General features: G+C 67.1%; 20 protein-coding genes, 1 tRNA gene and 1 pseudogene. 7 read left to right on the forward strand and 15 right to left on the reverse strand.

Annotated elements, in window-relative coordinates; translation table 11 throughout:
- Positions 1-23: 23 nt before the first annotated feature.
- A tRNA-Arg gene (locus WMF17_RS10785) sits at positions 24-96 on the forward strand.
- 305 nt (positions 97-401) lie between these two features.
- On the opposite strand, the gene WMF17_RS10790 is transcribed toward WMF17_RS10785, so the two are convergent.
- The 5 genes and pseudogenes from WMF17_RS10790 to WMF17_RS10810 form a co-directional block, all read right to left on the reverse strand.
- Positions 402-1,481: a tyrosine-type recombinase/integrase gene (locus tag WMF17_RS10790; RefSeq protein WP_437649230.1), complete on the reverse strand. Its 1,080-nt coding sequence runs from the start codon at positions 1,479-1,481 to the stop codon at positions 402-404.
- Between the two features lie 44 nt (positions 1,482-1,525).
- Positions 1,526-1,834 (reverse strand): annotated as a pseudogene (locus WMF17_RS10795) (helix-turn-helix domain-containing protein); the annotation flags it as partial.
- Positions 1,792-2,601: a hypothetical protein gene (locus tag WMF17_RS10800; protein ID WP_437649232.1), complete on the reverse strand. Its 810-nt coding sequence runs from the start codon at positions 2,599-2,601 to the stop codon at positions 1,792-1,794. The gene WMF17_RS10800 and the pseudogene WMF17_RS10795, both read right to left, overlap by 43 nt.
- 398 nt (positions 2,602-2,999) lie before the next feature.
- Complete coding sequence (locus WMF17_RS10805) at positions 3,000-5,048, reverse strand: hypothetical protein (RefSeq protein ID WP_437649234.1); 2,049 nt, start codon at positions 5,046-5,048, stop codon at positions 3,000-3,002.
- Positions 5,049-5,173: 125 nt separating this feature from the next.
- Positions 5,174-6,124: a hypothetical protein gene (locus WMF17_RS10810; protein WP_437649236.1), complete on the reverse strand. Its 951-nt coding sequence runs from the start codon at positions 6,122-6,124 to the stop codon at positions 5,174-5,176.
- Positions 6,125-7,681: 1,557 nt separating this feature from the next.
- On the opposite strand from WMF17_RS10810, the gene WMF17_RS10815 reads away from it, so the two are divergent.
- Positions 7,682-7,813: a hypothetical protein gene (locus WMF17_RS10815; RefSeq protein WP_437649238.1), complete on the forward strand. Its 132-nt coding sequence runs from the start codon at positions 7,682-7,684 to the stop codon at positions 7,811-7,813.
- Positions 7,814-7,961: 148 nt separating this feature from the next.
- On the opposite strand, the gene WMF17_RS10820 is transcribed toward WMF17_RS10815, so the two are convergent.
- The 3 genes from WMF17_RS10820 to WMF17_RS10830 form a co-directional block, all read right to left on the reverse strand.
- Entirely contained in the window at positions 7,962-8,594 is a 633-nt protein-coding gene (locus WMF17_RS10820; RefSeq protein ID WP_437649240.1) for a hypothetical protein, read from the reverse strand.
- Between the two features lie 435 nt (positions 8,595-9,029).
- Positions 9,030-9,635 carry a LexA family protein gene (locus tag WMF17_RS10825; RefSeq protein ID WP_437649241.1) on the reverse strand — a complete coding sequence of 202 codons (606 nt, stop codon included), beginning with the start codon at positions 9,633-9,635 and terminating at the stop codon, positions 9,030-9,032.
- 16 nt (positions 9,636-9,651) lie between these two features.
- Positions 9,652-10,308: a hypothetical protein gene (locus tag WMF17_RS10830; RefSeq protein WP_437649243.1), complete on the reverse strand. Its 657-nt coding sequence runs from the start codon at positions 10,306-10,308 to the stop codon at positions 9,652-9,654.
- 194 nt (positions 10,309-10,502) lie between these two features.
- On the opposite strand from WMF17_RS10830, the gene WMF17_RS10835 reads away from it, so the two are divergent.
- Complete coding sequence (locus tag WMF17_RS10835) at positions 10,503-11,303, forward strand: hypothetical protein (RefSeq protein ID WP_437649245.1); 801 nt, start codon at positions 10,503-10,505, stop codon at positions 11,301-11,303.
- 79 nt (positions 11,304-11,382) lie between these two features.
- On the opposite strand, the gene WMF17_RS10840 is transcribed toward WMF17_RS10835, so the two are convergent.
- The 5 genes from WMF17_RS10840 to WMF17_RS10860 form a co-directional block, all read right to left on the reverse strand.
- Entirely contained in the window at positions 11,383-11,535 is a 153-nt protein-coding gene (locus WMF17_RS10840; protein ID WP_437649247.1) for an SEC-C metal-binding domain-containing protein, read from the reverse strand.
- Positions 11,493-12,317: a hypothetical protein gene (locus WMF17_RS10845; RefSeq protein WP_437649249.1), complete on the reverse strand. Its 825-nt coding sequence runs from the start codon at positions 12,315-12,317 to the stop codon at positions 11,493-11,495. Before WMF17_RS10845 ends, WMF17_RS10840 begins: the two co-directional genes overlap by 43 nt.
- An 18-nt stretch (positions 12,318-12,335) precedes the next feature.
- Positions 12,336-12,758, reverse strand: coding sequence for a hypothetical protein (locus tag WMF17_RS10850; RefSeq protein ID WP_437649250.1), 423 nt, complete (start codon positions 12,756-12,758; stop codon positions 12,336-12,338).
- A 331-nt stretch (positions 12,759-13,089) separates the two neighbouring features.
- On the reverse strand, positions 13,090-13,731 hold the full coding sequence (locus WMF17_RS10855) for an HNH endonuclease (RefSeq protein ID WP_437649251.1): 642 nt from the start codon (positions 13,729-13,731) through the stop codon (positions 13,090-13,092).
- Positions 13,732-14,418: 687 nt separating this feature from the next.
- Positions 14,419-15,090: a hypothetical protein gene (locus WMF17_RS10860; RefSeq protein ID WP_437649253.1), complete on the reverse strand. Its 672-nt coding sequence runs from the start codon at positions 15,088-15,090 to the stop codon at positions 14,419-14,421.
- A gap of 111 nt (positions 15,091-15,201) precedes the next feature.
- On the opposite strand from WMF17_RS10860, the gene WMF17_RS10865 reads away from it, so the two are divergent.
- The 4 genes from WMF17_RS10865 to istB all read left to right on the forward strand — a co-directional run bounded on the left by WMF17_RS10865 (position 15,202) and on the right by istB (position 19,131).
- Entirely contained in the window at positions 15,202-15,396 is a 195-nt protein-coding gene (locus WMF17_RS10865) for a helix-turn-helix domain-containing protein (protein WP_437649255.1), read from the forward strand.
- 1,077 nt (positions 15,397-16,473) lie between these two features.
- A complete protein-coding gene (locus tag WMF17_RS10870; protein ID WP_437644268.1) occupies positions 16,474-16,848 on the forward strand; it encodes a hypothetical protein in 375 nt (124 codons plus the stop codon).
- Positions 16,845-18,350 carry an IS21 family transposase gene (gene istA / locus WMF17_RS10875; protein ID WP_437644267.1) on the forward strand — a complete coding sequence of 502 codons (1,506 nt, stop codon included), beginning with the start codon at positions 16,845-16,847 and terminating at the stop codon, positions 18,348-18,350. Before WMF17_RS10870 ends, istA begins: the two co-directional genes overlap by 4 nt.
- Complete coding sequence (istB, locus tag WMF17_RS10880; protein ID WP_437644266.1) at positions 18,343-19,131, forward strand: IS21-like element helper ATPase IstB; 789 nt, start codon at positions 18,343-18,345, stop codon at positions 19,129-19,131. Before istA ends, istB begins: the two co-directional genes overlap by 8 nt.
- A gap of 302 nt (positions 19,132-19,433) precedes the next feature.
- On the opposite strand, the gene WMF17_RS10885 is transcribed toward istB, so the two are convergent.
- Entirely contained in the window at positions 19,434-20,300 is an 867-nt protein-coding gene (locus WMF17_RS10885) for an ExeA family protein (RefSeq protein ID WP_437649257.1), read from the reverse strand.
- Complete coding sequence (locus tag WMF17_RS10890) at positions 20,242-21,459, reverse strand: DDE-type integrase/transposase/recombinase (RefSeq protein WP_437649259.1); 1,218 nt, start codon at positions 21,457-21,459, stop codon at positions 20,242-20,244. The genes WMF17_RS10885 and WMF17_RS10890 overlap by 59 nt, the downstream gene beginning before the upstream one ends.
- Positions 21,460-21,529: the final 70 nt, after the last annotated feature.

Genomic DNA, 21,529 nt, shown 5'->3' on the forward strand with positions numbered 1-21,529 from the left:
CCCCCGTAGCGGCTGTTGCCCCTGCCCCCGTAGCTCAGTGGATAGAGCAGCGGTTTCCTAAACCGAAGGTCGCAAGTTCAATTCTTGCCGGGGGTGCGAATGATTCCGCGGGGTTACACCTGCCAGGAAACCCCTGGCAAGCCTCCTTGCCAAAAGTTTGCCAAATCTCGTGCGAGAGCCGGAGGCGACGGGCGTAGATGCCGTCCTCCCTCAGCCCGCGCGAGTTGGTGATCCAGGGGCGGGTCGCAGCGGGCTGGTGGGGCTCGAGCAGACGAGCGGGCGCATCCCGCTGAGCGGCGGTGCCAGGCACCGGGCGCGTTCCAGCAACCGATGTGCCCCGGCAGTTGCTCGCCCAGTTCGTCGCGCGATGTTCTCCGTGCCGACGCTGCCGTTGCACTGCATCACCGCGGCAGGAACTGGTGGCCGCTCGTCGAGGTAAGATAGACGCGGATATAGCGCTCGGTCGTCTGCACATCGGCGTGCCCGAGCCACACGCTGACCTGCTTCAGGGAGGCGCCCTTCGCATGCACGGCGCTGGCCCAGGCCCGCCGCAGATCGTGCATGGAGAACTTGGGCAGGCTGGCCGCCTTCCGGACGCGCTGGATCTCTTTCCAGACCGTCTTATCGTCGGTCGCCAAGCCCTTCCTGCAGGCCACGAACGCCTTCACCGCGGCCGCGCTCCGCTTCGAGATGGGGATCTCCCGGTAACGGTAGCCTTTCGTCGTCCAGTTCCGCTTCGGCGTGATGGTCAGGACGCCGCGGGCTTGGTCAACGTCGGCCGCGTCCAAGTGGCGGGCCTCGTCGATCCGGATCGCGCTGCCGGCCGAAAGCCGGAACAGCGCAGCGTAGGCCGGCGGCGAGACTTTGTCGGCCGTGTCCAGGAAGAGGTCCACCTGCTCTGGCGAGAGCGTGACCGCGTTGGGTTTCGGGCGCGGCTCGCGCAGCTTCAGGTTCCGGAAGACCCGAGCCCCGAACGGGTCCTCGGCGATCAGCCCCTCGCGCTCGGCGAAGGCGAACATCCGGCGCACCGCGGTGACGTCCCGGTTCACCGTCGCCGCACCCGCACCCGCCTCTGTACGAGTGCGGGTGTACGTCGACATCAGCTTGAACGTGACTTCGTCGGCGCGGCGGACCTTCTGGCCCTCGGCCCACTCGACGAAGTGGAGGATCCGTCGCGCGTAGCTGTCCGCCGTCTTCTTCGTGTGCCGGGGCGGCTGGCAGTACTCCGCGAAGCGCAGCGCCAGTTCGGTCAAGAGCGGCCGCGGAGGCGTCGGAGCTCCCTCCTCAGTTCCGCCGCGTTCTGCGGCAAGCCCTTGATGTCGGTGCCGGGCGGCGAGGTCGTCAAGGCGGCGCTGCGCTTCGGCGCGGTCGGCGGTGCCGAGGGAGACCTCGCGGCCATCGAGCCAGCCGGTCCAGAGCTTCGTCTTGCCCCGGCGCCGGAGGAGATGCGGCTGGCCGAGCGTGTACTTTCGTTTCGGCATGGATTGGTCCGTTCCGAGCCCTCGATGCGCGAGGTCTCGAGCAGGTGCGTCACGCTCTCGGCGTCGACGCGGAGCTGGCGGTTGATCCGGTAGGTGACGAGCTCGCCTCGCCTGATGAGGCGGCGGATCGTCCGGGTGGACACGCCGAGAACGGCGGCCACCTCCGCAACCGAAAGAAGATCCGGAAGGCCCAGGTTGCTAGCTCGGCCTCCTCTGCGTTTCTTATTCCGCGCCGCAGCTGGAGATTGCTCCTCGGGCGCCATCGTCGCGGCGAGTTTCGGCCTGCTCTCCTCCACGAGGGCGTGCCCGATCATCTCGCTAACCGTCGTGGCGATGGATCGCGCTGGGACCATCGACGGCGAGCACGCGTTGCTGGACGAGGATCTCGCCCACTCGGCGGGCCGTAGGACAATGCGCCTGGGACGCGATGGCTACGTTTGTCTCGAGGGACGCGCCCGGTAAAGGCATCGTCGATGAGATGGACCTCATCGATGATGACCTGATCGGCCATCACGTCGTACGCAGCGGTGTCAATCCGCGTGGCGGTGGCGGCGTGCGCTCGATCTGGCTCTGGTGGTGGCGTCGGATCAGCGGTCGCGTGCACCCGCGTCGACGAGCGTCGGGTCCGGACCGTTCGAGGACGCGGGGCTGGCGTCGGTTCGGGGCGGAAGCGGCATGCTCGATCGCTCCGTGCGCGAGCGCGCTCTTCGCGGGCCTGCTCGGCGCGCTTCGCAGCCCACCTCCGCCGTCTCTCGGCGAGCTGCTCGGGGCTCACGCGGTAGTGGTGGCGGCTGAACTGCACGAACGTGCGCTGAGCGAGCCGAGCCGACGCGACGGGATCGTACTCCCGCCAGTCGTCCTCGGTCCAATCGGCAGGGTCGGAGACGCAGTAGTAGTCCTCTCCAATCCGCCAGGTTTTGCCGTTCGCGTCGTGGTGGTACTCCGAGGGCCCTTCCTCCTCCGCAAGAATGGCTTCGTCCGGAGCTAGCTCCTGAGCCTGATCCAGCTCGTCCATGGGACGAGGCTTCGCCACAGCATCATCTTGATCTTCGAGCGCATCGGCCTGGATCTGGCGGGCGATGGGCTGGATCTCGTTGAACGACGACATGTCCATGTCCATGAGGAACGCATCAGCACATTGCATCGGTTGAACTACTCAGCAAGTACTATTTTGATCAACCGCTCGGTCGTCATTGAACCCACCACCCCTCGTGTCGGCGATCGGTGGCTCTCGATCGTGGCTCTCGATCGTGGAGCTCGAGGGGCTCGCCACAGAAAAAAACGGGAATGTGCTCCCCGCCTTCGGCTGGGTCGCCCCCCCTGGTCATCACCCGTTGGTAACTACCTGATATTACGGCATTTTTCTCGGTTAACCTGTCCCCTTATAGATATAGGCGGGGCAGGTTAACCGGCCCCTGGAACGGGCTGGTTCCAAGCGGGTCCGACGCAGCCGTCAGGCTGCGGAGGGGCACGCAGCTTTTTTTATTGTCAGCATGACGTCGAGAGACTCGAACCGACTCAGGGCATCGTAGATGATCGGGCGGAGACCCCGGTTCTCGGCGTCATGAGCGATTCGATCTCCCGCCAGAGGGCGGTGTGGCCGTATTTCTTCTTCGCCTTGGTGATGGCGGCCTTGCTGACCCCGAGGAGTTGAGCCAGATCCTTCTGCATGATCGCGCCCTGAATGCCCGCTGCCCGCTGAAGCTTCAGTACATCACGGGCTTGGACGAGAAGCGCCGGAGCTTGTCCCAGCAGCTCGCTCTCCGTGGTGAACTCCATGTTGAAGAAGGGGATGTCTATGTTCGAGAAGAAGACGATGGTCTTCGCTCTCGTCGGATCGTACGGTCGCAAGCGAAGCATGGCCTGGGCGTACTCGGCTTGGTGAAACGCGTAGAAGACGAACATGGGGCCGCCCTGGAGATAACCGCGATCAGCGATGCGGGTTCCATTCGTCGCGGTGACATAGCCCTCTGATGGATTGCCTTGCTGGGGTACAACCCGGTAGTCGAACGGTTGCTCGTTGAGCTCAGGTCGGATCTGGGACATGAACGCTCTTGCCCGCGCCTCGGTCTCGAGCGCAGGAAGCTCAGGCGCTCCGAGGACGAAGAGCGCGTCGTAGTCCTTGATCGAGTTGTCCCCCCGGTTGGCCCAGAAGAACATGATGTCGTCCTCCGCCACGCTCTTGAGGATCCGGTTCTTTACGTGGGGCTGCCCGTTGAACAACTGGCGCTTCACCACCATGGCGACCTTGTGCGTCGGGTTGTTCAACTTGTGCCTATCGACGATGCCCATCAGCCGGTCGATCGCGGGGCTCTTCGGATCCATGAGCGTGCGGTCCGGGTAGCGGTGATCGAGGGTCTGGAGAATGCGAGCTGTTTGCTGCACGCGGACGCGGACATCGATGATTGGCCGGCCCGGAAACAGATGGAGAGGGATAATGGGATCGCTCGTGGCGTCCAGGAGCACGACCGGCACGTTCGGAGGGATTGGAGGGACTACAAGCTGGCCAGCAGCGATGCCGCCCTTTCCCTCCGTGGACGGAAGCACGACCACGCACGTGGGCCTCGCTCCGGTATCTGCCGCCAGGGCGTCGGCGAGCTTGTGAAGCTTCGCGCCGAGCCCCCCGGGCAGTTGAAGCTCCTGGATGAGGTACGCCGTGGCCATCGGATCGATCTCCTGGATGCCGTCCACGGCGTCCTTGGCACGCCGTGCGTCGCGATCGTCCGCCTCTGGCTGTCCGTGAACGAGCTTCCCAGCTGCCTGCAGTTGCTCCGCCGCCGTGGGGAGATTGTCGATGAAACGGTAACCGAGATCGCGAAGAAGCACGCGGAGCTCAACCCGGCGGCGGCCGGGAGGTGGATCTTCGAGCAGAGCGAGGACTACGTCGAAGAGCTTCGTGAATACCTGCGCAGCGGACGTGCATAGCCGGGAGCCCTCGAAATCCCTGACGGCCGTGAGAAGCTCGACGATCTCATGCTTCTTCAGGGTGACCGCCTGAAGGATCTCCTTCACCGGCGACTCGTCGATGATGGCGATCTCGCGCCCCTTGAACAGGTACTCGTCCCGGTTGCGCAGCCCGAGGCGGGCGTGCGTGGCGAACAGCCAGCGCGTCGACGGCCGCCAGTTCTGATACCTGCAAGGCTTCAAGTCGGGGCAGAGCTTGCACGCCATCCGCTGCTCGAAGCGCCCGAGGCCGATGAACTGGAGCGGCTTGATTCGCTTGTCGAGCTGAGAGCAGAAGCCGGGATCCTCGCGTGAGGGGCGCTTCTCCAGTTCCGGCGTGAGGCACGGCGCTGTACCGGGCGAGGGAGGAAGCGGCGTAACTCCTGGCAGGGGCGTGTCCAGGAACTCGTACAGCTGCCCCTCCAGCTTCTTCCGCTCGCCGAACCACACGACCCGCCGGTCTCGCAGGAGCTGGGCGGTGATGTGGCTCTTGCCGAGCCCGCCTGGAGCGTCGACGTGGATGAGCGGTGCTGGAACCTCGCTCGAGTCGAACCCCACTTTCAAGGCGTGTGTGAGCCTGTCTACGAGCTCGGCTCGGGCCGTGGTCAGGTCGTTGTTCGGCACGATGACCCTCCGAAGAGGTTGCCGAACGATGACAGGTAATGGAGAATGAACCTGCTCGCGTCGGCCAGGATCCCGCGAGTTGAGGCCCGGTCAGGGTGGAAGCTGACCGGGCCGTTTCTTGTACCTTACCAGGGTTCGTCGCCGGAAAGGGAGAACAGGATGGTGGGCGCGAACTGCTCGCGGTTGCTGTCCCTCACCGCCGTGAGGTGCCCGTCCTTACTCCCGGCTAGCATACCGAGCCCGCTGCGCCACGTCCGAGCGGTGTAGCGTTCGGGGGCGACGCCCGCGTTGACGTGGATGTGCCGAGGGTGATCGCGGCGCAGGATCCGCTCCGCCGTGGCGCGATGCTCCCCGAGCGCGAGGCCGTCGAGGCACGCGTAGAAGGCGCCCTTCTTGTACTGGGGCTCCTTGTGCTTCGTCCGGGCCTTGGGGTGCTGCATCGCCATCCAGACCGTCGCTGCCAGGGCGCAGAGCGGGGCGAGCAGGGGTTGCTCCCGCAGCCTGGCCGCGCCGTTGAACGTCGCCTCGACACGGGGCGCCAGGAAGCTTGCCAGCGCCTCCACCTCGGCCAGATCGCTCCTCCGGGCTCCAAGCGGACGTACGGGCCGCGGCGGGCTCTCGGGCGCGCCTGGCTTCTTCGTGTCGCCGTCGTCGCGGGGCACGGTCACCATGAGCCGGAGCGTGTAGAGCGGAAGACGTGGGGCCTCGTCGGCTGGGTCTGGGCCGGCCCAGGTCAGCTCGCCGTCGCATTCGATCCAGGTGGTGTCCGGGACCTCGCCTGCCAGCTCCCAGATATGGCAAAAGTCGTCGCGGCTCCGGATACGCAGGCGCTTCACGACGTCGATCCACCGTTGCTCCAGACCGAGCTCCCGGTACGGCCCGGACCAAGCGGGGCCTTCCGAGAGCCGCGGGCGCATCAGCGCCCGAAGGACCTGCACGGTCTGGGAGTCGTCGATGTCGGGCGTCCTCTCGATGAGCGGAGTGAGACGGGCTTCGAGCTGGGCCAGCTCACCCGCGGACACGCCGGCCACGACGTCGTCGGCGAACACCTGGGGCAGCACGAGGATCCGGGCCACGGCAGGGAAGGGTAGCCGTACAGCCTGCGGGCACGTCAACCCGAACTCACCCGGCGACACGCCACGCCCGGGGGGGCCAGCGCTCCGTTCCCGGCGCCGGTGCCTGCGACGTGGCGACCCGGCGCCCCCGGATCCTGCTCTCGGGATTCAACCCTTGGCGATCCTGCGTTCGACAGGGGTACCACTGTAAGTGGCTAATATTTGTGAGTTTTTCGCCAAAGCGGCGCAGGCGGCCGTCGAGCGTCTGGTGAGCACCTCCGTGCGCCGTCCCTATGGTGCCCACGGGGATCGGCAGTTTTTCTTGTCGTTCGCCGACCGCCAAAACGCTGCCGCGAGCGGTTTCCCTTCGGCTCCGCCGCACCGCTCCACGTCTCGTACCTCGCTGCGCTGACGGGAGGTGGATCGCTGTAACGGCAGGCAATTACTACAAAAAATCCTAAAATCGGTCTCGTACTTCGGCCGGTATATTTGCCCAGGACGGACGATCTCGCCTTCGCTGAGGGGTGGGCCGCTGAAAAACTTCGGAGGGGGCACCCGACCCGACTCGTCCAGCCCGTCCTCTTCTTCCTGGCCCGAGCCGACGAGGAAGCGGGGCGGCTCCGATGGTCCCACGTGCACTGCTGCGGCCGCGTGCTGCGGGGGTGCTCGCGGCACTGCCGCCCCCGCCCGGCAAGTGGCATTCAGGAGCCCGAGCATCTGCAGGGTAGGCCGAGGGCTTCAAGGCTCGTGGGAGCCCGATCCTGGCACTGCTGCCTGTGGGTGGCCGGAGGGACAAGGCCGGCCCTTGTTCGTCTACGCCACCTCAGGGAGCTCGGCGCGAACGCCATCCTCACGGTCCCGTCGGGGCGCCCGAGAACATGTCGACGCGATCATGGCCATCACGCCCGAGCACATCATCACGGACAGGAAGAGGTCCCCTCGGCGACGATCGGGGTCGAGCCCGACGTCAAGTCGAGTTCCGGAAGGTACGGCAACGACGCGAACGATGTCATGTCGCAGATGACCACCAATTCTGCCGAGGATGTCGAGCTCATCAACACCAGGTAGACACGACCTCGGTGGAGGTGATTTCATATCGTTTGATTTGTGGTTGAGTACGCCCGAACGTCATGACCGTGCACCGGCAGGCACCGCACGCGCTTCTCACATGAGCCGGACGCCACCGCCCGAGGGCGCCACGCACCGTGATGCCTCACGCCCTGACCCAGAACATCCCAAGCGGGTGCAGTGACATCGTTACAGCCAGGATGTCAAAGCCTTGCTCTGCAGCGAGAGGCACGCACGACCGCATGGAAGCTCGGCGGGCTGGAAGAGCACCGTCTCCTGCGGCTGCTTCAACGTGATGGCCCCTCCTCGGCCGGACTGGATCGTGCACGAGCGCTCGCCGAGGAGATCGTGCGCGGTGACCGCGATCGGATCGATGCGCTCCGCCCGCGGATCGAGGCGGCCTTGAAGCTCCCGGAGCTACGCGAGCGAGGCCGCAGGCTGACGGATGGCATCCGCCGTAGTCTCAATTCCCGACCGCTCTGGGGAATAAGAGAGATGAGGAGGATCCCCATGATCATCATCGTTTCTCCGATCCGGTTCCTTTTTGGCCTCTGCTTCTTGTGCGCCGCCGCCTTCGGTCTCGGCGTGGGCGTAGGAAGCGGAACCACCGCCACGGACAAGCCGGAAGACGCGACGAGGTAGTCATACAACAACATCAAAGAGCTGGACATCTGGAGATGAGCGCTGCGGCGCTCGACGAGGGATCCCCCTCGTTTTAGCCTCCAGCCCGTCCGAACGTCGCGTAGGCGATCCAGGGCTAAAGGAACGGGCATGGGCCCGCTCCGCGACATCACGCCGCGCGTCGCATCCGCCGGGTCGGCATGTCCCTTGTGCTGGAGATGGGGACCTGCGACTTGTCGGGCTGGCCCCGTACCCTGCGTCGGACTCGGCTGTCCGGCTGTGCGTCCTCGTGTATCGCCATGCGCTTCGACTGCCGGCGATGAACGGCATCGGGCAGGCAGACGTGCCCGGCCAGGTTCTCGCCGAGCTCCTCGATCCGCCTGCAAATGGCGAACGTCGAGGAGCCGATCTCGCCGGAGATCTCCTCGAGATCGAACCCGGCGGCGCGCAGATCGAGCATCCGCCGGTCGTCCGCGGGGAGGTCCGCGAGCCAGGCGGTGAGATCGATCGCGGACAAGATCCGCCGTGTGGGGTTGCTGCTGGTCGCCTCGGCGAGGCCCAAGCCGACCGGCGCCTCGTCCTCGTCGGGGCCACGGTGCTCGTCCTCGTCGTCGAAATCGCCGAAGCGCAGCTCCTCGATACGCCCCTCCATGAAGTTGCGCGGGTCGAAGACGTCGCACTTCCTCTGGTATCCGTTGCAGGGAACGTAGTACCGGCTCGCGGCCGTCGCCGGCGGGCCGCAGGAGTGGACCAAGATCGCGTCGTCGAGCAGCTCGCCGCGCTCGGCGTAGCGCTCGTACATGGCCCAGGTCTGCGCGATCGCGTCTTGCGGTCGGTCCTCACGAACATGCTCCGGAAGGAGTCGGGACGGGGTTGAAGATGCCGCGCTTGATCTTGTCCTCGAAGCTGCGGCGCAGATCCGTCGGGATACTCAACCTCACGGTGTCCTCCATGCAGCGCGCATACGGAGGCCCATGGCCCTACGTGACGCGCAGAAAAGCGCGCCACGCAGGCGCGATGGACGTTGCTGAACTACATCTTGAAGATCACCGACGGCTCCTCCGTCAGGCTGCTCTTTGCGTGGATTTCTCCATGTTTTGTCCCCGCTAAGAGCCACGGCTTGCGGGAGGGGAGGCGTGATCCGCGTGGGTGCTGGCGCCGAAGCCGCCGTTGAACTTGTGGGCACAAAGTCCAGAAGTTGAACTACAGGCTCGGAACGGCTTCGCGTGGCACCGCTTCATCCATGCCCGTCCTCGGGCTCCAGCAGCTCCCGGAACCTCGCCGCGTCTTCCTCGAGATCCCCCTCCTCGTCCTGCTCGCTGCACAGGCGCAGGTACTCCTTCTCGGCGATGTCGAGCACCCGCTCGCGCACTAGCCGCGCGCCGCGCGGCGCGATGCCGGCCGCGCGGACCATGTTCTCGACCGCGTCCGCCGCGGCGGCGATCAGCGACAGGCTGTCCGCGTCGTCGATCCCGAGGGCGATCGCCCGCGCGAGCATGACCTTCACCACCTCGCGCCCCGTCTGCTCCACGACCGTCGCACGCTCCGGAAGATCGTCGGCCGAGCCGGCGACGCTCCGTCCACGCGGGGTCGGCTCGTCACCGTCAAGCGGCGGCAGCTCCGCTGCCGGGACGAGCACCCGGATCGAGCGGGCCACGCCGGGCTCTCGCGCGATCAGCCCCCGCTGCTCCAGGGCGAGGATCATCCGGTGCACGGACGGCGGGCTCACCTTGAAGTAGTCCTGCATCTCCGCCTCGGAGGGCGCGTGCCCGTGGACGGCCGTGTAGGCGCGCAGGAAGGCCAAGTAGCGTCCTTGCGTCTCGGTGAAGCGCGGCTTCTGCATGACGGCGGTCGGGATTTCAGTACAGCTCGAAGAACCGATCGGTCCCAAGGTGGACCACGAATCGGCTGAGCAGATCCTGAAGCGATCCGCCCGAGAGCGGCAGGAAGCCGCCGGCGCCGCGGTAGGTCATGCGGTGGACCATGTACCGGCCGGGATCGGAACCGTCCCGCACGAACTTCATGACGGGGGTGTACCTCGTCGGGCACGTGCTCGGGACACCGAGCCCGAGCAGCATCCGGCCGGTGCCGAGCTCCCGCGCCAGCGCCGGGATGTCCTCCACCCTGCCGCCCACCGGCTCGCTGATCACGATCTCGCCCCTGCGCACCTCGACGACATGAGCGCGCAGCCGCGACTTCTTTACGAGGAACGCCCGCACCGTCTCCACGTCCTTCGCCGGGATCGCGCTTGCGGGCGTGTCCATGCGGCGGACGCAGACGACGCCCCTGGCGGTCTCCGCGATCTCGAACCCCTCGGGCAGCGCGGCGAGCGCGCCGGGGCCAACCGCCTTGGCGACGAAGTATCGGGGCTTGCCGGTCTTGGTCACGCCATGGTGGAGGTAGTACATCTCGCCGCGGCGGTTCTGGTACGCGAGGGCAGCCGTCTGGGGACGGAGCGGTACCTCGGGCGGCGGGACGAGCTTCAGGTCGGTGTGACGCGGGCGCGAAATCGCCATGCGGAGAAGCGAGCCCCGTTCTCGCGCCGACGTCAAACACGTCCGCCCCTTCTCCTCACTCTCCTCGGCGTCGGCTACTCGGCTCGGTCCGATCGACCGGCTGCGCGTTCAGCGGCCCTCCCGGCGGCTGGCCCGCTGCGCCTCTCGCGGCGTGGGGATGGAAGCCCCCCGCGACGCCTGCTATCGCTGGCCCGATGGTGAAGAAGAAGCCTGCGTGGCTCTCGATCCTGCCGGGCGATCTGGATCCGTCGCGCTTCACGCTCGACCAGCTTCGAAACGTGAAGGCGGCTCACGCCTTCCTCACCGAGAGGATCGAGGGCCCGCCTGGTTTCGCCGAGTACATGCGCGCGTACCGCTTTCTCCTTTTCTTCGGCATCGCGTGCGTCGCGGAGAACAAGTACCCGGCGCTGACCCGCTGCTGGAAGGACTTGGAGAGGCTCTTCATGAGCGACCCGGCCTTCGAGGACGGCGTCTTCGTCCAGAGCTGGGCGCTGATGGACTTCCCCTTCGGCCCCGAGCGCCAGACTGCGCTCGACTACTTCGAGGAGTTCCTCAAGGGGACCGAGGCGGGGGCGGGATTTTTGCGCTTCATCGACGAGGCGCGCAAGAGCCGTCTCGGCCTCTACCAGGACGCCGGACGGACGAAGACCGTCGCGAACTTCCGCGAGCTGATCTCGGGCCAGACCATGTCGGCGTTCCCGTCGGTAGATGCCTACGGCAAGGGCGAGATCCTCCTGACGCGCGCCATCCGCCACGGCGAACAGGTCTTCCTCTGGGGCGACCCGAAGGGCTTTCCCAAGGAGATGAAGAGCCAGATCGAGAACATGGTGCGCGACAAGCTCTTCTACTTCATCGAGGAGACGACGCCCGAGGCCCCGTTCGAGGCGTTCATGAAGCTCGCCGGTCCGTACTGGATGTCGTGCGTCACGAAGAACGACGCGATCCCCATCCTCGAACCGGACCACTACCGAGCGTACCTCGACGGCCGCGCGTAGCTTGCTCCCGGAAACCGCCGGGAGACGTCACGTCGGACCACCTCCGCGCTCGAGCCGCTGCTCGTGCCTTGCCCTGCACCTACGTCCCGCAGCATCTCTTGAACTTCCGCCCGCTGCCACAGGGGCAGGGATCTTGCCGTCCGATCGACGCCGCGCGTGCGCCGGGCTTGCGCCCCGCCTGCTCCGCCTTCAGCAGCGGATCGAGCACCAGCCACGTGTTGCCGGTGTCCACGGCTGGTGGAGCGCCTCAGCGAGCTCGCCCGGCAGGTAGAACTGCTCCGGCGTGCCACGAGCCGTGGCTGCGATGAGGTTCAGCGATACCAGCAGCTTCTTCCCGTCCGTGATCCCATCGGTCCAGGACATCAGCGGCAGCGCGCGGACGAGCTCTTCCTGGATCGGATCGTCCAGCCGCTCGGCCCCCGGATCGAAGTAGCTCTCGCCGATACGGCGGACCACCGCCTCGAGCTCCTCGGCGGGCGCTTCAAGGAGCTGAGCGGTGATCTCGCAGCAGAGCTGCACCTCACGGCGCATCGCCTCCCGGATCCGCTTGGCCTGAGGCGTACGGGCGGTGCTGGGGGCCGCGTGAAGCGCCTTCACGATCTCGGCGCGGGTGTTCTTCGCCCGGGTCCCGATCGCGAGGAGCGCGAACAGCGTGTCGAGCAGCTCGAAGAAGCTCACGTCCTCCGCGAGTGCCCGCTTGTAGTCGGGCAGCATGAGCTTGCCGAGGCGCGCCGCCGCCCACGCGCCCTTGAGGATGAACGTGACGACGCCCGTCCCGGTGAGGGGATAGCTGAACGCGGCCCGCGCTCCCATGTGCTGGTCGGTGGGCGACACGTACTGCTCTCGGTCGGCGGTGATCGCGCCCGAGAGGGCCATGTGCCCCGCGGCGTGCAGGAGGTTCCAGTACGCGTGAAGAACCTCCTCGTCCTGGGCCCGACGGATGCGACGCGTCCGGAGCACGGGCCCATGCAGCGAGAGCTCCCGCCCCATGGCCAGGTAGAGGTCGAGGAACACCGGGCCGAGGAGCGGCTCTCAGGCCGCGACGGCGAGGAAGTCCTCCCGGCTCACCGAGTCGGACGCGACGAGGAGTCGCCGCAGCAGGCGCGCGTGCCCTCGCACTCCGCCGAGCTGCTTCGCGAGGTCCATCCTCTCGCGGAGCCGGGCGATCTTCCGGGAGATCGCGTCGAGCTCGCCGCGCTTTACGACGGGGAGGTCTCCGGCCCGCATGCCCCGACCGAGGCAGGTGACGAAGTGGCCGCCGCGCGTGACGACCAGGAACGGGCCCTGCACGGGATCGTCGAGAGAGATCGCCACCCGCTCCACGCGCTCCGGCAGCGTCGCGGCGTCGAGGACAGCACGGAGCAGCTCCGCGTCGCGGTAGAGCTCGAGCGCGAGATCCACCTCGCTGCGCGGCAGGCGATCGAGGCGTGAGAGGAAGTGCTCCGCGTGTTGCACGCCGGCCTGGGTACCCGCGCGGACAGGGAGGGACAAGTCCGCCACGTCCTCCGCGACCTGGCACGCCCGAGGACCAGCTGCTGGCTGCCGACGTGGAGCCTGACGCGCAGTTCGCTGAGCCGCTCACGGCCAGACGCCTCGACCACGGGCCGGTGCTCGGTGAAACCCGCCTGGAACATCGCCTCGACGAGTACGCAGAGGCCGCGCACTTCGTCGATGCCAGCGCAGCACGGATCGGCCGAGGAAGTGGGTGCGGCTCGTTTCTTCGAGCCCGGGCACGCTGGAGGACGGCGTTGTTCTTCGCCCCCGCAGTGGGGTACATGCCCGAGCGTCAGCGGCCGTACCGCCGCCACCCGCGGCGTCGCCTTCTCCTCGGCATGCCTCCGCGTTGCGCCACTTCTGGCAGATGTCCCCAGGTCTTGCCCTGATCGATGTTCCGGATGGTCTTCGCGTCCACGCCGAAGTCGAAGGCGATGATCCTCGGGCTCACGCCCTGGTCGAGCAGCGTGCAGATCTTCCGGACCTGCTCCTCGTTGAGCTGAGCCCGTGGGTTGTTGACCCCGGAGGCACCTCGCGACGGGGAGGCTGGTGGGAGAACGGCGCGATCGAGCTGCTCGATCCGCGACGCGTCTGCGTCGTGCGGCTTGGGCTTCGTGCCCTCGTACAAGTGCCGCGGGTTGACGCACGACTTCTTGCCGCACGAGTGCAGGACCATCCCGGCGGGAGGACGGCCGTGCTCGATCTCGAACATGTGCCGGTGGGCCATGACGATGCGACTTCCGAGCCGGAAGACTCCGTAGCCGCGGTCGTTCACCGCTCCCCGCCAGTACCAGCACTCGTCGCCGCCGCCATCGGGGACGAGCTTGCTGAACCTCGCGAAGGATGAGGCGAGATCGCCGGGCGCAGTAGAAGATGATCGCCGGGCGTCGTGGCTGGGTTTCTTGTTCTTCACCGCCGTCCCGTTGAACTTCAACTACTGCCACGCGCCTTATCGGACGGTTGAGGCTACGACAAGTACAACGCCAGGATGTCCGAAGTAAGTGCTCTTACGAACGGGCAAGCTGTACTCCTCGGACGCTGGGTGGAGATGGTCGATCGACGAGGAGCTGGATCGATGCCGTAGGGTTCGGAATCTTTCTATTGGGAGTCTATGTTGAGTAGATATTTTTATATAAATTCATGTAGATGGGTGATTTATGTCTGATCCATGGATCCCTACTCAACACCGTATCCTAACTGCAAGAAAGCGGTGGGTAGGGCCTCAGGCTCGGACAACGTCACCCACCCAGGCGTGCCTGGCGGCGCCGGCTTCATGACCGGCGCCAGCCCGAACAGCTTCGCGGAGGAAGTTGTTCTTCAACGCCCGCCGGTGGATCGCTTCCCGAAGGCGGTGGCCAGGATGTCCCGCTTCTTGTGCGGACCCTGGCCAAGATCGAGGAGATCTTCCTCCGGTACATGGCATCAACCGCGAACTACGCGGAGAGGACAACGCGTTGATCCCTCGCAGCCTTCCGACGTGCTCGGGCCCGTTGTTCTACATGCCCGCCGAGATCGAAGACCGCGAGCGCGGAGGTAGTAGTTGAAGAAGAACTGCCCCGGGGCGTGCTCGTCCATGCGCTCGGTGGCGCGAGACGGATGCGGGGCGGGTCGATCGCTGCTTCTACTTCACGGTCCCGGCGCCCGGCGCGACCTCTTCAGGCTGCTGGCGCCAGCGCTCGGCGAGGAACCGCTCGATCTCCACCACGCTCGCGTCGCGTGAGTCCGGCAAATACCGGAGCTCGACGATGACGGGGTGCCAATCGCCGTCCTTGAGCACCTCGAGCAGAGCAGGCGTCGTCGGGGTGGTACGCCGGATGTAGCCCGTCAGCGCGGCGCGGTTCTTGTCGCGCAGATCGACGGACTGGTGCGTCTTCTCCGCGTCGCCGTAGTCGAAGTTGTAGTAGCTCGTGAGCTTCGCCCAGACGCGGAAGAGCCGTGGCTTCTTCGCTCGCTGCGCCTGGAACGCAGCGAGAGACACGGGGTTGTAGCCGACCGAGGAGCGCCAGTCGATCCTGAGGCCGTCCGCGGTCTTCTTGAGGTGGTAGTAGTCGGTGTCGTTCTTCTCGAAGACGGCCTCGACGGAGCAGTAGTCGCCGTCGGCGAGCTTGTCGCATCCCTCGGCCTTGAGCGACTCGAAGGGCTTCACGCAGTCCTTCTGGTCCTTGTAGTGCTCCGCGAGCACAGGCCGGATCGCCTCCGGGTCGAGGATGAACTTCGTCCGGTCGAGGCAGTTCTCCTGGCTCAGGTAGTCCTTGACGATCCTCGTCGGCTCGCTCGAGCAACCGAGCGCCATCACGGCAACGAGTGCCAGGAGCACGACGGCGAAGGCAGTGGCGGGGTGAAGCGTACGGCGGTGGGTGCGGGGGTCCGTGGAAGGCGGCATCGTTTTCTCCGAAACTCAGGTGTGGGATTCGGTGAGGAGGTCAGGCGGCGGCGCGACGTCCGCGGGCTCACAATCGAGCAACTCGCCGAGCGGGCCGGGCTCACGCCGAACTACGTGGGCACCGTCGAGACAGGGAAGCGTGACCCCTCCCTGTCGACGGTGTTGGCGCTGGCGAAGGGCCTGCGCGTGCCCCCCGCCGAGCTCTTCGGGGGGTGAAGGAGCTCGGGCCTGCCGGGGTCGAAGCCGGGCGGCTCTTCGAGGCCGCGGCGCCGGATGTACAGGACGCCGTGCTGAGGCTGCTGCGGGCCGTGACGCGACGGCGTCGATGACCTAGCTCCAGCAGGCTCCGTTGGCGGTAGACGCCCGGGCCGCGTCCCCGAGCCGGGCGTGCGAGGTCCGGCGCGAGTCATCATCGCCCCGCGTCTACTTGTCGATCTCGGGATCGGTTGTGTAGAGCTTGCCGGGGTACTTGTCCTCGAAGTGCTTGATCGCGAGCGCGCCGATCCCCTCGACGATGCTCGCCGCGATCGGCACCTTGAGGAGCCACCCGGCGACGGGGACGAAGTTGAGTAGCTCGAGAACCCCGACCTTGATCCCAAGTGTTACCGAGCCGGCTTGTTGGCGCTCGCTGCAAACCGCGGAATTCCGGACAGCCCGAGCGCTGGGTGAGTCGTTCGTCACCCCCCAGGGTCACCGCGATCGTTTCGGGCGTGGTGGTGGCGACGAGCTGATCGGCGGAGGAAGCGGGAAGGTCACCGCCTCCGGGCGCTCGCGGCGCCCAGGGCAGGCGCAACCGCCGGCTTGGCCCAGGTCGCGGAGGAGGCGCATGCTCGGGCCCGCAGAAAGAATGAGGGCCCGGAGTTCGCCGCTCCGAGCCCTCGGTCGTTCGCGGATGGACGCGGTCGACGCCTTGTGGTGTCGCACGGTCCACCCGGCTCGGCCAACTTTCCGCTCGGTGCGGGATGGACTCCGTTCGCCAGGTTCAGTGCGCAAATCCGGCCTGCGCTCGGCTCTTTTACCTCTGTCCGCGGTGCGACCGCGGCGACTGGTACTGCGGGGCCGTGTGCAAGGACCTCCGGCGTCGGCTGGCGCGGCATGAGAGCGCGCAGCGCTACTGGAGGAGTCCGGAGGGCAAGCACATGACGTTGCTCCGGGTCCGACAGCTCCGGAAGGAGCGCGCGACGATTGTAACGGACGCTGCTACCCGAGAAGTTGCCCCACCCGCGACTCTCCCCTCGCCGGCCGATTCGCTCCTCGTGTCGAGGGGCGCGAGCGCCGGCGAGGAGAAGAGCCATGAGTTCGATCTGGATGGGAATCGCCCCGGGCCCGACCGCGACGCGGGTGCTGGCGATGCACGGCGCGGGCGAGACGCTCCTGAAGGCGAGGCTGCGCCGCGACCCCTCGCACCCGCGCGCGCTCGCGACGCTCCTGGAGGCGATCGCGCTCTGGCAGGGGATGCACGTCCACGCTGCGCTCGCTGCGGACGACGAGCGGACTTCGTGCGACTCGAGTCTCTGTCGAGATCGGTTGACCGACCACGGAATCGATCCGCTGTTCACCGTCGCCTGGGTCCCCGTCGCCGGGCGAAGGCGAAGACGGCCGGGGATCGCGGGGATGGGCCGCTTTCATGATCTCGAGCGACTGCTGATCGGAGAGGTGTCGCGATGATCTCGGAAGAGCTGCGCTCCCGCATGCGAAGGCTCTACTTCGCCGAGCACTGGAAGGTGGGGACGATCGCCGCCGAGCTGGGCGTCCACCACGACACCGTGCGCCTCGCCATCGATGCGACGCGCTTCGTCAACACCCAGTACCGAGCGCACGTTTCGGTCCTCGATCCCTACAAGAGCTTTATCCAGCTCACGCTCAAGGACCACCCGAAGCTGCTCTCCACCCGGCTCTACGACATGATCACGTCCCGTGGCTACGCAGGCTCGGTGGTGCAGCTGCGCCGGTACGTGCGCGCCATCCGACCCTCTTCGCACCACGAGGCGTTCTTTCGCCTGCGCACCCTGCCGGGGGAGCAGGCCCAGGTGGACTGGGGATGCTTTGGGACCCTCCTCGTTGGCAGGGCCAAGCGAGCGCTGTCGTGCTTCGTGATGGTACTCGGGTGGTCGCGCGCCGTCTACGCCTACTTCACCCTCGACCAGACGCTGGAGAGCTTCGTCCGCTGCCACATGCGCGCCTTCGAGGCGCTCGGCGGCGTGCCACGGGCGCTGCTCTACGACAACCTCAAGACGGCCGTGCTCGAGCGGCAGGGAGACATCATTCGCTTTCATCCTCGTCTGCTCGAGCTCGCGGGCCACTACCACTTTGCCACCAAGCCCTGCGCGCCGTACCGGGGAAACGAGAAGGGCAAGGTCGAGAGGGCCATTCGCTACCTGCGCTACTCTTTCTTCGACGCTCGCTCGTTCTCCTCGGTGGCCGACCTCAACACGCAGCTTGCCGCCTGGATCGCGGCCGTCGCCCACACACGCCGCGTCCCCGGCGATCCCGACGGACGCCTGGTCGCCGAGGCGCTCACCGAGGAGCGGCCGCGCCTGCTGCCGCTGCCGCAACATGCCTTCGAGAGCGATCTGGTGCGACCGGCGGCTTCGGGCAAGACGCCGTACCTCCGCTTCGACCTCAACGACTACTCGATCCCGCACGCTCTCGTGCGCAAGCCGCTCACGCTGATCGCCTCGGAGGAGAGTGTCCGGATTGTCGACGGCAAGACCGTCGTCGCCCATCACCGCCGCTCCTACGATCGGCTTCAAACCGTGGAGGACCCGACGCACCTCCAGACGCTCGCCGACCACAAGCGCCACGCGCACGAGCTGCGCGGGCGCGACCGTCTGCGCACCGCCTGCGCCCATGCCGAGGCGTTTCTCGACGCCATTGCGCTGCGGGGCGGGCACCTCGGTGGCACCACGTCTCGGCTGCTGCGGCTGCTCGATCGATTCGGCGCGGCGCCCCTCGATGGGGCGATCGCCGATGCGTTCGGGCGCGGCGCGCTCTCGGCCCAGTCGGTCGCGCACGTGCTCGATCAGGCGACGCGCGCCGCCGGGGCCCCGCCGCCGCTCGAACACGTCATGTCCGACGATCCGCGAATCCACGGACTGCGGATCACGCCGCACGCGCTCGGCCGCTACGACGCGCTCGGCGCCAGCGACCCGGAGGAGCGTCATGAGTGATCTCGCAGAACGTCTTGACGACCTCGGGCTCCGCGCCACCGGCGCGGGGCTCGACGATCTCATCGCCCTGGCAACGAAAGAGCGCTGGAGCCCGGTGCAGCTGCTCGAACGGGTCGTCGATCTCGACGAGAAGGACCGCGTGAGGCGCAGCCTGGAGCGGCGCTTCTCGGACAGCCATCTCGGCCGCTTCAAGCCGATGATCGACTACGACTGGGCCTGGCCGACGAAGATCGACCGCGAGCTCGTCGAGCACTCGCTCGGCGGGGGCTATCTCGCCGCCGCGCGCAACATCGTGCTCGCCGCCCCGCAAGGCCTGGGAAAGACGATGATCGCCCAGAATCTCGCGCACCAGGCCGTCCTGATGGGCCACTCGGTCCTCTTCGTCACCGCCGCGCAGCTCCTGCTCGATCTGGGCTCACAGGAGTCCTCACGTGCCCTCGACCGTCGCTTGAAGCACTACGCGAAGATCAGCCTGCTCGTGCTCGACGAGGTCGGCTACCTCGCCTTCGACAACCGCAACGCCGACCTGCTCTTTCAGGTGGTGAGCCGGCGGTACGAGAAGAAGAGCCTTGTGCTCACCACCAATCTCGCGTTTAGCGACTGGCCGACGGTCTTCCCGAACGCGACGTGCGCCACCGCGCTCATCGACCGGGTGATCCATCATGCCGACGTGATCGCGATCGAGGGGGAGAGCTACCGGTTGCGCGAAGCCAAGGAGCACGCCGGCCGGCGAGCACCGTCTCCGCGAGACGACGGGGTGCCGAAGAACAAGAAGAAGTAGGCGTTGCCCGGCAGCCCGGCCACCCGCTCAGGGGTCGGCCGGGCTGTTCAGATTTCCGCGGTTTGAACGGTCCAGCAACAGCCGGCTGGCTGATGGCACCGCGCGCCGGCTGGCTGATGGCCATCTGGCGGCCGCTCGGCAGGGCGCTATCGGGTGATGGCCATCGTAGGCGCTGCCCCGGCGCCACGCGGCGCGATGGGCATCGTGCGGGCCACCGCCGGTGTGGCGAGGGGATGGCCATCGTGGGCCTGGCGCGATACGGCCCGCGAGGCCGACGCTCCTCGCGGGCCGCGCGCCGCCGTTCAGCCGAGCGCCGAGGAGAGCGTGAGCGTCTCCGCGACGCGGACAACCACGTCGCGGTCGACCAGCTTCCGCTTCCGGCGCGCCGATTCCCGCATCGCCGCCGAGGCGAGGCGGTCGATCTCGCGCAGCGAGCCCGACGCAAGCTCATGCAGCGCGGTGAGCGACTCGCGCGAGAAGATCTCGTGGTCGGCGCCGGCGCCCTTCAGCCGGAATGCCACGTACTCCGTCGTGTCCTCCACCGTCGCCGGCTCGATCATGAAGCGGTGATGGATGCGCGTGAGCAGCGAGCGGTGGGAGCGCAACGCCATTCGGCCCTCGAGCTCCGGAAGGCCAACAAGGACGATCGACAAGAGAGCTCGGCTGTCCCACTCGTGGTTCAAGAGGATATGCAGATGCGCCATCATGTCCGGGTGCAGCAGATGGGCCTCGTCGAGCAGAAACACCGGATGCACCCGATCTCTACGCAGCTCGTGGACATGCCGCTCGACCGCGAGGAACAGGTTCGCCGCGCTCGAGGTCGGCTGCAGCCCGAGCGCGTGGCAGAGGTAGCGGTAGAAGTCGCGGCGCCCGAGCGTCGCATTGTGGCAGTAGGTCAGGCGAAATCCGGCCTCAGGCAGCCGATGTCGCAAGGCTCGTAGCACACACGTCTTCCCGACACCAGGCTCCCCCACGAGAAGCACGCTGGCACGCTCGTGGAGCGCCGCTTCGAGGTCGTCGACGAGCACCTGCTTCGAGGTGGGCAACCACAGCTCGGCATCTTCTTGCTCTTTGGAGAAGGCGGCTTTGCTAAGCCCGTAGTAGATAACATCAGAAGATCGCATCGAGGTCCTCCTCCCCGTCGACGGCGTCCGCGTCGTCCGCCGCAACTTGATCGCGCGCAGCCTTGTCGCGTAGCGCGCCGCCCGGGTCGAAGGCGACCGGCTTTCCCCTGGGCGACGCGCCGGTCCTCGTGACATGGCGCGGCGGCCGCTTCACGTGCGCGTTGTGCACCGGATCGACGAGACGAAGCGGGATCCGCTGCCCCTCGACCTCGACGACCGGGGCCAGAGGCTCGTCGAGCAGGCAATAGGCGACCGTCACGGTGCGGCCGGCGAGGTAGCCGTGATCCAGCTCGAAGAGCTGCCCGCGGACGGAGACGGTCGTATCGCGGCGCACGCGCCGACGCTGCCGGAGCGTGAGCGCTTCGCGTAAGCGGGCCTCGGAGAGGGCGTCGATCTCACGCTGTCCGGGCGCGTACACGAGCCCCGGCGCGCGCCCCATCAGACCGGCGTGCGGGGACGCGTGGTAGTGGACGTCGACGAAGGCCTGGATGCGAGAGGCGATGTCCTCCAGCGAGGTGATCGAGCCCAGGTGGTCGAGCACGTTCTCCCGTAGCGTCCTCCAGAATCTCTCCATCTTGCCGCGCGCCTGCGGATCGTAGGGGCGCGAGTGGAGCAGGGTGATCCCGAGCCGCGAGCAGAAGAGGCGCAAGGCATCACCACGGTAGGTTGCACCGTTGTCCAGGTAGAGCGCGGTCGGAATGCCGTAGAGCCGGAGGGCCCGGACGAGCAGCCGCAGCATGGTGTCTTCCTTCTCGTCACTCTCGACCGAGACGACGAGGATGAAGCGCGAGGCGTCGTCGAGCAGGGCGTGAATCCGCACGGTGACCCGGCGCCCGTCGAGTTGAAGCGTCGGGCCGTGACAGACGTCGCCATGCCAGAGCGCGTCCGGGTGCTCGGCCTGCCACTTGAGCCGGGTCGTCGGCCCCTTGCCGTCGCGCTGCGCGATCTTGTCGAGTCCCTCTTGACGGTAGAGGCGACGCACGGTCGAGGCGCTGACCGTGGCGTCCAGGCGTCCATCGGCGCGAAGGGTGCGCAGGATGAGCGGCACCGAGGCCGCCGGGTGCTCGCGCCGGATGTCGCAAAGAAGCTGCCGGAGCCCGGGGTCGAGCTCCCGGCCACGACCGCGGTCGGAGCGGGCGCGAGGGCAGAGACCTTCGAGCCCCCGCTGACGGTAGGCGTAGAGCCAGCGCTCGAGGGTTGGCACCGCGAAAGAGCGCGTGCACGCGCTCCCCGGCGGGCGCACGCGCTCCTTCGAGAGGGTGCGCAGCGCTTCG

This window comes from Sorangium sp. So ce362, assembly GCF_051519845.1.
GTDB lineage: Bacteria > Myxococcota_A > Polyangia > Polyangiales > Polyangiaceae > Sorangium.